The following is a 12,525-nucleotide window of genomic DNA, read 5'->3' on the forward strand; positions in this document are numbered from 1 at the left end:
CTTTTTCCTTACATGTGGTTAGTTCCTAGTATTCTCTTTCGCAGAGCCTCACAGATTGTGAGCACTTCGCCAGTCATTCTCGAGAGGAATGTTGCTCGATGTCCACACCCACGAAAAGGCCCGGCACTGCCGCGGGCAAGCGGTCCCGACTCTACTGGGGTGTCCCCGCGGTCCTCGCGGTGCTGGTCCTCGTGGTGTTGATCGCCAAGTGGCTGATGGGCCTGCCCGCCGTTGCTTCATTCGTAGCAAACTATCCGGGCCATTCTGAGCTGCCGGCAGAAGCCCCGGAGGGATTCCCGGCCTGGCTTGCCTGGCAGCACTTCCTGAATGCTTTCTTCCTGCTGTTGATTATCCGCACTGGATGGCAGGTACGAACCACAACGCGCCCCAGTGGTCACTGGACGCGCAACAACAAGGGATTCATCAAGACCAAGAACCCGCCCACCAAGATCAGCCTTGAACTGTGGTTCCACCTCACCCTGGATGCACTCTGGATCCTCAACGGCCTGGTCTTCGCGGTGCTGCTGTTCGCCACGGGACAGTGGATGCGGATCGTTCCCACCAGCTGGGATATCTTCCCGAACGCGCTTTCAGCCGCCCTTCAGTACGCCTCGCTGAACTGGCCCACCGAGAACGGCTGGGTGAACTACAACGCCCTTCAGTTGCTCTCCTACTTCGTTACCGTGTTCATCGCGGCGCCGCTGGCATTCATCACTGGCCTGCGCATGTCCTCAGCCTGGCCCAAGAAGTCTGCCGGCCTCAATAAGGCCTACCCCATTGAATGGGCGCGGGCCGTCCACTTCCCGGTGATGATCTACTTTGTTGCCTTTATCGTGGTGCACGTTTTCCTGGTGCTCGCCACTGGGGCGCTGCGGAACCTCAACCATATGTACGGGGTGAGGGACGGCGACGGCTGGTTCGGGTTTTGGGTCTTCCTCGCCTCGTTGGTGGTCATGGCCGCGGCCTGGTTCCTGGCCCGCCCCATCTTCCTGCGGCCGATTGCGTCCCTGATGGGCAAGGTCAGCCGGTAGTACCTGCCGGCCGGCATCCGTCCCGCTCGCGGGTCCCTCAGTCCTTGAGTCGGCTGTAGGTCTCCAGGGCCCTTCCGCGCGACTCAGGCAGCCCGACCAGGGGCTTCGGGTAACCCGGCACGTTGTCAGCTTTCCACGGCTCGTGGATGGTCTTGCCGTCAAGGCCGGCGAGTTCAGGGACGAATTGGCGCAGGTACCGCCCAGCCGGATCGAACTTCTTGCTTTGCGTTACAGGGTTAAAGATGCGGAAGTAGGGGGATGCGTCCGCTCCTGAACCTGCTACCCACTGCCAGTTGGCGGGGTTGCTTGCGGCGTCAGCATCAACAAGGGTGTCCCAAAACCACTGCTCACCAATGCGCCAGTCGGCCAGCAGGTTCTTGACCAGGAAGGACGCCGTCGCCATGCGCACGCGGTTGTGCATCCAACCGGTCTGCCACAACTGCCGCATCCCCGCGTCCACCAGGGGGTAGCCGGTGCGGCCCTGCTGCCAGGCCTTCAGTTCGCCGCTGCTGAGTGACTGCCACTCAAAGCGGTCAAACTCCGGCCGGTAGTTGCGGGTGGCCAGGTTGGGGTTGGTATCCAGAAGATGCCAGCAGAATTCCCGCCAGCCGAGCTCGGACTGGAAGATCCCGACGTCGGCCGGCACCTTGCGGGGGAACCGCTGCCGGATTTCCCGCCACACCCGGAAGGGGCTGATCTCGCCGAAGCGCAGGTGCGGGGAAAGGCGGCTGGTTCCTTCGACTGCGGGCACGTTCCGGCCCGTCGCGTAGTCTTCCGCCGGTCCGTCCAGAAAGTCTTCCAGACGGCGCCGGGCACCGTCCTCTCCCGGTTCCCAAGTGTCGGCCAGGCCCCCGCTCCAGTCGGGGGAGTGCGGCAGGAGGTGCCAGCTGTGGAGATCTTCTCCGGCAGGAAGTCCCCCTCCCGGGCCTGGGGCGGGAGGGGGAAGCTGGTCCGGTGCACCGTGCGGCTCCCTGATGTCCCCTGCAGCGAGGCAGGCCCGCCAAAAGGGCGTGAACACTTTGTAGGGTCCGCCGCCGCCGGTGCGGATAGTCCAAGGTTCGAAGAGGAGGTTCGCCTGGCAGCTCGATGATGAAACGCCGTTGTCCCTGGCCCACTTCTCCACGGCGGCATCCACCGTGCGCTCCGGCAGTCCGTAGCGCCGGTTCCACAACAGGTGGGCAGCGGCCGTCTCGGCAGCCAGTTCCCGGAGAACGGTGGCCGCAGGTCCCCGGCGAAGGAGGAGCCGTGACCCTGCCTGCTCCAACGAGGTTGCCAGCGCGGAGAGCGAATGGTGCAGCCACCACCGGCTTGCTCCGCCCAGGGGCCGGATCCCCGCTGACTCCTCGTCGTGAATAAAGACAACGGTCACAGGCAAACCCAGCGCCGCCGCTTCGGTCAGTGCCGGGTTATCGTCCAGGCGGAGATCGTCGCGCAGCCAGACGATGGAAGTTGCATTGGAGGAAGCCATGCCACCACGGTACACAAACGGGCATAAGTAAGGCCGGGGTGGTGACCCCGGCCTTACTCGCCATCAGGGAAAATCCCTGCCAGCCGTCAGAGCTTGTCGAAATCAGCTTCGTTCACGGTGGACTCAGAACCCGCTGAACCGCCGGCACCCGCACCAATGGCAGGCTTGGCTGTGCCACCGGACTTCAGCGCGGCAAGGCGTGCTTCAATTTCCACCTGCTCGCCGAGGTCCTCAAGCTGGTTGAACTGGGCGTCCAGGCTGGACTCGGTGAGCTCCTGCTGTCCGCGGACCTTGGCCTCTTCGCGGCGGATCTTCTCTTCGAAGCGGCCCACTTCGCTGGTGGGATCCATGATGTCGATGCTCTTGATGGCATCGTGCACCTGCGACTGCGCGGCCGCCGTCTTGGAACGGGCCACCAGTTCGTTGCGCTTGCTGGTCAGCTGGTTGAGCTTGCCCTTCATCTGGTCCAGGCCGGTCTTGAGCTTGTCCACCACTTCGCGCTGGGAAGCAATGCTCGGTTCGGCCCCCTTGGCCTCGTTCTCCGCGGCGATCTGGCGCTGCAGTGCAACTTTGGCGAGGTTGTCAAACTTCTCCGCATCAGCCGGATTTCCGCTGGCGCGGTACTCGTCGGCCTTGCGCGACGCGGCGAGGGCCTTGTTGCCCCAGTCGCGCGAGTTCTTGACGTCCTCGTTGTAGTCGTCCTCGAGCATGCGAAGGTTGCCGATGGTCTGCGCCACGGCGGACTCTGCCTCGGCGATGTTGTTGGTGTAGTCCCGGACCATCTGGTCCAGCATCTTCTGCGGATCCTCAGCATTGTCCAGCAAAGTGTTGATGTTTGCCTTTGCCAGCTGTGCGATACGGCCGAAAATGGACTGTTTAACCATGGTGTTACCTTTCGTCCTGCTCTGTGGTGAGCACTGAAATCAGTGAACAGTTGTGTTGGTACAGATCGGTCAGCCGTGTGGTTCCGGCCGGGAGTGGGTTGCAGCTCTCAGAAGCTTCCGGAGTCGCCTCCGCCGAAGTCCCCGCCGCCAAAATCGCCACCGCCAAAGTCTCCGCCGCCCCAGCCGCCGCCGTCACTGTGGCCGCCGCCCCAGCCGCCGCCACCGCCGCCGTTGAGGATGGAGTTGATCAGGATGCCGCCGAGGATGGCACCGCCGAGTCCGCCGCCGCCGCCTCCGCCGAACATGCCGCCGCGGCCGTAGCCCTGGTTCGCGTAGCCATCGAAGTGGTCGACATCCGCCTGGGCCAGCTGGGCCGCCTGGGCAGCCAGGGCGTGGGCCTGCTGGGCGTACGTCAGGGCGGTTACCGGATCGGTGCGCGCGATGGACAGCGCGTAATCCAGGTTCCGCTGCGACTCCGCCAGCCGCGTGCGGGCCTCCGTTCCCACGCCACCGCGCCGGGCGGTGATGTAGTCGGAGGTGGCGCTGATCTGGGCCTGGGCAGACATGATGGTCTGCTGGAGTGACGCCTGGGCCCGGCGGGCCTGTTCCTGCTGGTCCCGGACACCGCTGAGCGCCTGGTCGAGTGACTGGTGGGCCGTCTCTACCCGCTGCAGTGTGGCGATGGGGTCGATCTTTCCGCCCTGAATTTCCGCCTTCACCTGGGCCAGTGCCGCTTCCACGGCGGCCACTGGGCCCGCAAGCTCCGAATGGGTTCCTGACTGGATCATTGCCCTTGCCTGCGCGAGGTCGTGGGACGTGTCCACTACTGCCGAGTCCAGGCTGCTGCGGGCCTCATCCAGGCTGGACGAGCGCTTGGAGATCGCGTCGAGGAGGACGTTCGTCTGGTGCAGGCTCTCCTCCGCGGCGCGGACTGCTACGGCGGCGAGGCTTCCTTCACCTTCACCCAGTTTCTGTTCTGCGGTGGCGGAAGCGTTCTGAACGAAAGCCAGCCGTTCCTTCGCCTGCAGGATGTTGTCCGAAACCTGTGCCAGCGCGGTCTCGGCATACTTGCTCCGAAGCGCGGTGAGGGACTGTTCGGCGCTGGAGATCTTCGCGTCAGCTTCCCGGGCTCCGGCGTTAACGGCTGCGAGTGCGCGGGGGGCGTTCTTCTCCAGCTCCCGGAGGGAATCGAAGTCTGCCTTCTGCTCCTGGAGTGACGCCAGTGCCGCCTCAGACCGGCGGATGATTTCGCCGAGCCAGGCGCGCTGCTGCTCTTCGGTGTCAGGAATGTGGTCGTCCAACTGCTGCTGCAGCTTGAACGATTCGGTCATGTGGCCCTTGGCTTCTTCGAGTGCCTTGGTGAAGTTGCCGACGGCGGAGTCGCCGTACTGCGCCTGGGCGAACATGAGTTCCTGCTCGCTGGACTTGATGGCGTCGTCGGCCTCGATGAGGAGGGAACCGCTCTTGCGGCGCAGCTCCTCGATGGTGTGTGACGCCAACGGATCAACTTCGGCACCCTGCGGACCGTAGCTCGCGCTGGACGCCTGAGTGGCAGCTTTCCTGCGCTTGTTGCGGAAGTACAGGTACGCGCCGGCACCGCCAGCAGCCACGACTCCTGTTCCTACCAGGACAGCTGCGCCGGCACCGTCACCCGAGGGGACGTTGCCGCTGCCGCCGCCTGCTGCATCGCCGACTGCCGCAGCAGTGTCGATGGCTGCCTGCGCGAAATCACGCTTTCCGGCACCGAGGTTGGCGGCAATGGCGTTTTGCGAGATGTTGGAGCGCTTCGAGTAGATGGAGCTCGCCGAGTTCGGGGCGAAGTAATACCGCCCCTGATCTGTTGCTATGGCGAGAATGACATCAGCACGGCCCATGCCTTTTGCCTTGGCTACTTCCTGGCCCCAGGCGGCAGGATCGGCCGGGTTCTCGAAGGACTTAACCGTGACAACGTAGAGGTTGTACTTGTGGTCCTTCAGAAGCTTTTGTACGGCTTCCTGAACCTCGCCCTTGCGGCCGCCAAGGACATTGGCGTTGTCAACGACGTTTGTTCCGGACGGAATGGTGACCGGCGGCTCAGCCGAGGCCGCACCGGCAGGCACTGCCAGCAGCCCGGTAAGGCCGATCACGGCGAGAATACGTATGAACTTTGACCGCATGTGCAACCCTTCAGCACGCCTGACACCGATTCGGGACGAACCGGTCGTCTCAGAATGCAGCAGCGCCCCCACGCATGTGTGTAGCCGCAGGTCGCTGTGGCAATCATCTTGATTCTATGGTGCACCCCACAGGCCGTCCATTGAGCCGAATATGCCACCAGCGAAACGGTCGGAAACCGGAGGAACAGGCATAGGAACTCCAGCAAGCTCTCAGCAAACATCCGAGCTTGTTACAGGCAGGGAGTCCATAGTTAATTCAGACGAGGATGAAAGGAAGTCCCATGACTGAGAACCAAACCCCCGGCGTGTCTCCTGAGGGCCGCGGACCGGGCGGCCAGGATCCCTGGCAGCAGCCCACCGCCGACGCCGGACGCAGCGCCGGGCAGGTTCCGGGTGCGGATGACGCAGTAGCCTCAAGCCGCGGGAACCCCACCCAGGAACTTCCGGGAGCGCGCCCGGCCTACCCGCAGCGCCAGCCGTATCCCCAGCGCCAGCCGTTTTACGGACAATCCGCTGCAGAACAGGCAAGCCCGGACCAGTCAGCGCACCACGAAGCCCCGGGGTCCCAGACCCACTACGGCTACTACGGCCAGGGCCAGTACAACGCCCAGTACACCGCACCCGGCGGTTATGGAGGCATGGTTCCAAACCCGAAGGACGCTCCGCGCAGGAAGGCGTCTTTTGGCGTCGGCACCCTGGTGGCCAGCATCTTGGCTGCAGGCCTGGTGGGCGGGGGAGTAGCAACCGTTGGCGCCGGTGAATTCTTTGACAACTCCGGTTCCACGGCTGCCACCAGCAGCAACAGCCAGCCTGGAACCGTCATCGTCAACAACCAGGATGACGTGAACGCCATAACGGCGGCCGCCTTGAAGGCCTCGCCCAGTGTGGTGACCATCAGCGCTTCAAGCGGCGGCGCGGGGGGCACGGGTTCCGGCATCATTCTGGACGACCAGGGCCATGTCCTCACCAATACGCACGTGGTCACTTTGGATGGCCAGTCAGCCAACGCCGCCCTCGAAGTCCGGACCAGCGATGGCAGGGTTCTTACTGCCAAACTGGTCGGCACCGACCCTTTGTCAGACCTCGCCGTTATCAAAGTGGATAACGCCTCCGGCCTTACACCTGCCACGCTGGGCGACTCGGGGAAGCTCAACGTCGGCGACACTGCCATTGCCATCGGCTCACCGCTGGGTCTGACGGGCACGGTAACTGACGGTATTGTCTCCACGCTCAACAGGACCATCAGTGTCGCCTCGGCTGCAGCCCCCAAAGAGGGAGACAGCGCCGAGGGCGACGACGAAGGCGGGTTCCAGTTTGCTCCCCCGGGGGGCGGCCAGAGCCAGCAACCGACGGCCCAGAACGACATCTCCATCAACGTGATCCAGACCGATGCCGCCATCAACCCCGGCAACTCAGGCGGTGCCCTGGTCAACAGCAGCGGCGAGATCATCGGCGTCAACGTGGCCATCGCCTCGGCCGGATCTGACTCACTGTCCTCCTCCAGCGGCAACATCGGTGTGGGCTTCAGCATCCCCATCAACCACGCCAAACGGGTTGCGCAGGAGATCATCGATACCGGGAAGGCGTCACATGGGCAACTGGGCGTCAGCGTCAAAGAAAAGCCCGCCTCCAGCAACGGTTCGGGTTTCTCCGTCGGCGCGGATGTCGCCACCCTTGAGCCCGATTCGGCTGCGGCCAAAGCCGGAATCAAAGTGGGCGACGTCATCACCAAGTTCAACGATCTCGCCATCGGTGAACCGGAGCAGTTGACGGCAGCCGTACGCGAACAGCCTGCTGGTGCAAAGGTCAGGATCACCGTCCTGCGCAGCGGTGCAGAGCAAACCCTGGATGTCACCCTGGGGGCCGCAGCCAGCTAGCACCGCGCTTGCAGCAAGGACAGGAAACCAGGGAAGGCTCGACGGCGGTGTCCCCACTTCGGCGGGGACGCCGCCGTCGTCATTTGGGAACACCAGCGGAAAAGCTGATGGCCCTGACACAGGCGTTAACGGAAGTCGGCGCGCGGGCGCGCCTATGTGGTTAGCTAGGACCTACCCGTACGCCGGGCATTCCGCGGCCATGACCTCACCCGGCTGGCTGTCCACAAGCATGGAAGGCTGCTGTCGATACAGTGGAGAAGACATTGAAGATCATCGTCCTGGTCAAGCATGTACCGGACGCCCAGTTCGACCGTCACCTCAACGGGGAGGGGTACACGACGGACCGTGACGAAAGCATTTTGTCCGAACTGGACGAGTATGCGCTGGAGGCCGCCTTGCAGCTGGCCGAGGCGCGCGGTGGCAGCAAGGCAGGCAACCAGGTCATCGCCCTCAGCATGGGTCCCGCCGGTGCGGTGAACTCGGTCAAGAAGTCCCTGCAGATGGGTGCAACCGAGGGCGTGCACCTGTCGGACCCCGCCCTGGCGGGCTCGGACGCAGCCGCTACATCGCTGGCGCTTTCCGCAGCCGTCCGGTACCTGGGCCAGGACGCCCCGGTGGACCTGATCATCACCGGTATGGCCTCCACCGACGGCGAGACCTCCCTGGTACCGGCGCAGCTGGCCGAACGCCTCAACCTTCCCCAGGTCACGTTCGCCTCGTCCTTGGAGGTGGACGGCGGACGGCTCGTGGCCCGGCGCGATGCGGACATGAGTTCCGAAACGGTGGAGGCCGACCTCCCCGCGCTGGTCTCAGTGACCGACCAGATCAACGAGCCGCGCTACCCCAACTTCAAGGGCATCATCGCCGCCAAGCGCAAGACCATCACCACTCTGTCCCTCACCGACATCGGAGTCGATCCTGCCCAGGTGGGGCACGCCGGTTCCTGGACCACTGTGACCAACGCCGAGGAGCGGCCACCGCGCACCGCCGGCACCATCATCACCGACGAAGGCGACGCCGGCATCAAGCTGGTTGACTTCCTGGCCGCCCAGAAGCTGCTCTAAGAGGGAACACCAACATGGCAAAAGTACTTGTTTTCATAGACAACCCCGGCGCCGGGCTCAAGAAGAGCAGCCTTGAACTGCTCACCCTGGCACGTTCCCTTGGCGAAAGCGTTGTTGCCCTTAACGGGGAACTGCACCAGGAAGTGTCAGCTGCGTTTGCGGAGTATGGTGTCAGCGCTGTCCTTCGCCCCTCTGTGCAGGACCTGGACGACTACCTGGTGGCGCCCAAAGCCGCCTACCTTGCGGCCGCAGCCCAAAGCACCGGGGCCACCATCGTGCTGCTCGACAATTCCCCGGAAGGCAAAGAAATCGCCGCCCGGCTGGGAATCCGACTCGCTGCCGGTGTCATTACCGACGTCGTGGGCGTGGATGCCGACGGGACAGCCCACAAATCCGTCCTTGCAGGCTCCTACAACACGTCGTGCAAGGCAACCACACCCGTGTCCGTGCTGACCATTAAGGCCAACAACATTGTTCCGGAGCCGGCCGCCGCACCCACTGCGCCGGAAACCCTTACGGTCGACGTTCCGGTTGGAAGCGCTGAGGCGGCAGCCCGGATTACAGCCCGTGAGCAGAAGGTTGCCAGCGGCCGCCCGGACCTGACGGACGCCCGCATCGTGGTGGCCGGCGGGCGTGGCCTCGACGGCGACTTCGGTCCCGTCGAAGAACTGGCAGACGCACTGGGAGCGGCCGTGGGAGCCTCACGTGCAGCCACAGACGCCGGCTGGATCAGCCACGATGCCCAGGTGGGGCAGACCGGCAAGACCGTTTCGCCGCAGCTGTACATTTCTGCCGGCATTTCCGGTGCGATCCAGCAGAAAGCCGGCATGCAGACGGCAAAGGTGATAATTGCGGTGAATAAGGACGCCGAATCACCGGTGTTCGAGATCGCGGATTTCGGCATCGTCGGCGACCTCTTCGACGTCCTTCCGCAGGCGACGGCAGAGATCAAGAAGCGAAAAGGCTGATTATTGGCTGCCTTCGCTGCGCCCTTCGAGAGCCCGTTCGACCCGGCCACGGACCGGGTTGGGCGGGTGCTCTGTTTTGCGGCGCACCCGGACGACATTGACTTCGGCGCCGCGGGTACCATTGCGGCCTGGACGGCGGCTGGTGTCCACGTCAGCTACTGCATCATGACCGACGGTGACGCCGGTGGTTTCGATCCGGCCCACCGCGCAAACATTATTGCCATGCGCGACGCCGAGCAGCGCCGTGCCGCAGAACTGGTGGGTGTGTCCGACATCCACTACCTGCATCAGCGCGACGGCTACCTCGAACCTTCGCATGAGGTGATGCAGGGCGTGGTGAAGCTCATCCGCGAACTGCGGCCCGACGTCGTTCTTTCGATGCATCCGGAACGGAACTGGCGGCGGCTCCAGAAGAGCCACCCTGACCATCTTGCCGTGGGGGAGGCCGTGACCCGCGCCGTGTACCCCGCCGTGGAGAATCCGTTCGCATACCCGGAACTTGCCGGGGCCGGGCTGGAGGCGTACAAGCTGCCGTGGCTTTGGCTGTACGCCGGCCCGGACGAACGGGAAAACCATTTCGTTGACGTCACCGTGCACGTGGAGGCAAAGCTGAAGGCCATCCATGTCCACGTAAGCCAGCACCCGGATGTCGAGGCCATGGAATCAGCAGTCCGCCAGGGGATGCAGGCGAATGCTGCGCGGGCCGGACTTCCCGAAGGACACAGCGCCGAAGCGTTTCACGTTGTTGCGGTGAACGGACCCGGAACGATCGCCGGTTTTTAGCGTCCGCAGGCCACGAAAAAACGCCCCGCGGCTTTCGTTTCCGGAAGCCGCGGGGCGTTTTTTGCGCGCTGAGCCGGTGCTACGCGTCCAGGCGTGCGGCAGCAACCGTGGGAAGAGTGGGGGACTTGGATCCGCCGGCAGGCTCCACGGTGATCCCGAGAGCGGCGGCAGAGGCAATCCCCTCCACGACAGCAGGCTTGGACAGTGCCTCCGCATCCATGAGCCCCTGTGAGACTGGAGCTGAACCGTCCTTGGGGATCAGCCACATCTGGTAAACCTTGCCCTCGGGCGGGGCAGGAACGTCTTTCATCCTCACCACCGCGGCGTCCCGGGACGAAGAGACCTGGACGGTGGCAGTACCGCCCCCGGCCACGTCCACCGAAGCTTCCCGCAGGTCTCCTGCCCGGACCACCTGCTTCAGGGGGTCATTTTGGTCGGCGATGTAAGACCCGACGCCCACTCCACCCAGCGCCAGCGCTGCTGCCGCCGCGATCCCGGCAAACCAGCGCCGGGCACCGGCCGGACGGCGCCGTTCCTCCCGGCGCTGCCGCGCCTTGGCGAGTTCATCACCAGCGCCCCGTGCGCCCGCTTGAGCGCCGGCCCCGGCTGAGACGGCGGAATCAGGGGACGGCGCTGCACCAGTATCCTGGCGCGCGTCCGCCAGCGGGGTCTGGGCCGGCAGCTGTGCGACGATCTGGTGGAAAAGGTCCGTGGGGGGCTCTTCCTCGGCCGTAAAAGTCCGGGAGAGTGTTTCCCTGGATTGGTTGACACGTTCGTAGAAGGAGTCCCGTTCCGCTGCCGGTGCCGTTGACATGTACTGCTCTATGGTCCGGCGTTCCCCGTCCGTTACCGCATCCAGCGCATACAGCTCGGCGAGGTCAACAGCGCGGCCCGAAGCGAGGTCGGCGGCAACGGTGTCGCCGAAGGCGCCGGGTCGGCCGTTGTGTCCACTATTCATTTCGGTCATCTCAACTCACCCCCAAACAGGTCTTCAAGCGGATCAGTCCGTCGCGGATGCGGGACTTTATGGTGGGAACTGCGGTATTCAAGCGCTCTGCGACTTCGCGGTAGGTCAGGCCTCCGTAGTAGGCGAGGCGGACCGATTCCTGTTGCGTCTCGGTCAGCGTGCCCAGGCATCGGACCACGGCCTCCGCTTCGAGCCTGCTGTCCACCTCGTCGGACACGCTGTCGTGGTCGACGTCCTGGGTACTGGCACCGTAACGGGCTTCGCGGTCAGTGGCCGATTGTGCTGACCGGACTTTGTCCACTGCACGCCGATGCGAGATGGTCATGAGCCAGGAGAGCGGGGTGCCGGCAGCCCTGTCGAACTTCGCCGCATTCTGCCAGACCTGAAGGAACACTTCCTGCGTGGTGTCCTCGCTGAGTTCGGCATCTATCAGGACCCTGCGCGCCATGCCGTACACACGGCGGGACGTCAGCTGGTAGAACTCCGCGAATGCTGCACGGTCGCCCTGGCCTATCTGCTCCAGCAGCGCAGCGAGGCGGTGGCTGGCGTCGGCCGGTGTGTCTGTCACCGTGGCCGGAGCCTCCGAATGAGGTGCGTTGGGAGTTTCCATCACTGACAAGCATAAGTCTCCAAGGGACGGATTCTCTGCGCTCCCACCGGGGATGCGGCGGGATCTCCTGGAATCTGCCCGGAGAAGTGTCACCTGCCGCTCCTTCACCACTGTGGACTGTAATCAAAAGGGATTCGGTACGGCGGCGGTGGTGGATGGGTCGGGGTCCGGAATTGTTTGGCTGGCAGGTCCTGCGGAACGGCAAACGGTACGGCCGCTCTCAGCCAGGTCCCTGGCGTCAGAGCCGCGCCCCGGCGAAGCCCTGCTGACGCCAGGCTTCGTACACGGCAATGGAGGCGGCGTTGGCAAGGTTCAGCGAGCGCAGCGCCGGCAGCATGGGCAGCCGCACGGTGGAGGTGACGTGCGGATCGGTTTTCAGTTCCGGCGGCAGGCCCACCGATTCCCGGCCGAACATCAGGACGTCGCCGGGCTGGTAGGCAATGTCCGTGTAGCTGGCACTTCCGTCAGAGGTAAAGGCATAGACGCGCTCCGGCTGGAGATGCTGCCAGGCCTCCTCGATGGTCCCGTGCACGGTGACGACGGCGAGGTCGTGGTAATCCAGGCCGGCCCGGCGGAGTTTCGCATCCGAAAAGTCGAAGCCCAAGGGCTCCACCAGGTGCAGTTCGGCGCCGGTGATGGCGGCCAGGCGGATGGCGTTGCCGGTGTTGCCGGGAATTTCGGGGGCGTGGAAGAGGATGCGGAACACGGTCCCATCCT

General features: G+C 64.4%; 11 protein-coding genes. 5 read left to right on the forward strand and 6 right to left on the reverse strand.

The window, feature by feature from the left end:
* Positions 1-98 precede the first annotated feature (98 nt).
* The gene (locus tag AC5RVN_RS01865) at positions 99-1,031 is read left to right on the forward strand and encodes a cytochrome b/b6 domain-containing protein (RefSeq protein ID WP_494136901.1); all 933 of its coding nucleotides are present in this window, start codon (positions 99-101) and stop codon (positions 1,029-1,031) included.
* A gap of 37 nt (positions 1,032-1,068) precedes the next feature.
* Here the strand turns inward: AC5RVN_RS01865 and AC5RVN_RS01870 are convergent, their stop codons facing one another.
* The 3 genes from AC5RVN_RS01870 to AC5RVN_RS01880 all read right to left on the reverse strand — a co-directional run bounded on the left by AC5RVN_RS01870 (position 1,069) and on the right by AC5RVN_RS01880 (position 5,539).
* Positions 1,069-2,499: a cryptochrome/photolyase family protein gene (locus tag AC5RVN_RS01870; RefSeq protein ID WP_494136902.1), complete on the reverse strand. Its 1,431-nt coding sequence runs from the start codon at positions 2,497-2,499 to the stop codon at positions 1,069-1,071.
* An 86-nt stretch (positions 2,500-2,585) separates the two neighbouring features.
* Entirely contained in the window at positions 2,586-3,383 is a 798-nt protein-coding gene (locus AC5RVN_RS01875; RefSeq protein WP_494041796.1) for a PspA/IM30 family protein, read from the reverse strand.
* A gap of 107 nt (positions 3,384-3,490) precedes the next feature.
* Positions 3,491-5,539 (reverse strand): TPM domain-containing protein, encoded by a 2,049-nt coding sequence (locus tag AC5RVN_RS01880; protein ID WP_494136903.1) that lies wholly within the window; start codon positions 5,537-5,539, stop codon positions 3,491-3,493.
* A 281-nt stretch (positions 5,540-5,820) separates the two neighbouring features.
* Between AC5RVN_RS01880 and AC5RVN_RS01885 the strand changes: the two genes are divergently transcribed.
* The 4 genes from AC5RVN_RS01885 (at position 5,821) to AC5RVN_RS01900 (ending at position 10,231) form a co-directional block, all read left to right on the forward strand.
* Complete coding sequence (locus AC5RVN_RS01885; RefSeq protein WP_494136904.1) at positions 5,821-7,416, forward strand: S1C family serine protease; 1,596 nt, start codon at positions 5,821-5,823, stop codon at positions 7,414-7,416.
* A 263-nt stretch (positions 7,417-7,679) separates the two neighbouring features.
* Positions 7,680-8,480 carry an electron transfer flavoprotein subunit beta/FixA family protein gene (locus AC5RVN_RS01890; protein ID WP_494137088.1) on the forward strand — a complete coding sequence of 267 codons (801 nt, stop codon included), beginning with the start codon at positions 7,680-7,682 and terminating at the stop codon, positions 8,478-8,480.
* A gap of 14 nt (positions 8,481-8,494) precedes the next feature.
* The gene (locus AC5RVN_RS01895; protein ID WP_494136905.1) at positions 8,495-9,448 is read left to right on the forward strand and encodes an electron transfer flavoprotein subunit alpha/FixB family protein; all 954 of its coding nucleotides are present in this window, start codon (positions 8,495-8,497) and stop codon (positions 9,446-9,448) included.
* Between the two features lie 3 nt (positions 9,449-9,451).
* Entirely contained in the window at positions 9,452-10,231 is a 780-nt protein-coding gene (locus AC5RVN_RS01900; protein WP_494136906.1) for a PIG-L deacetylase family protein, read from the forward strand.
* A gap of 79 nt (positions 10,232-10,310) precedes the next feature.
* Here the strand turns inward: AC5RVN_RS01900 and AC5RVN_RS01905 are convergent, their stop codons facing one another.
* From AC5RVN_RS01905 to AC5RVN_RS01915, 3 genes are all read right to left on the reverse strand, one after another.
* Positions 10,311-11,189: an anti-sigma factor gene (locus tag AC5RVN_RS01905; RefSeq protein ID WP_494137089.1), complete on the reverse strand. Its 879-nt coding sequence runs from the start codon at positions 11,187-11,189 to the stop codon at positions 10,311-10,313.
* Between the two features lie 10 nt (positions 11,190-11,199).
* Complete coding sequence (sigK, locus tag AC5RVN_RS01910) at positions 11,200-11,808, reverse strand: ECF RNA polymerase sigma factor SigK (RefSeq protein WP_494136907.1); 609 nt, start codon at positions 11,806-11,808, stop codon at positions 11,200-11,202.
* A gap of 238 nt (positions 11,809-12,046) precedes the next feature.
* Positions 12,047-12,514, reverse strand: a complete 468-nt coding sequence (locus tag AC5RVN_RS01915) for a tRNA (cytidine(34)-2'-O)-methyltransferase (protein WP_494136908.1) — start codon at positions 12,512-12,514, stop codon at positions 12,047-12,049.
* Positions 12,515-12,525 lie beyond the last annotated feature (11 nt).

It is taken from the genome of Arthrobacter sp. sptzw32, from assembly GCF_059089735.1.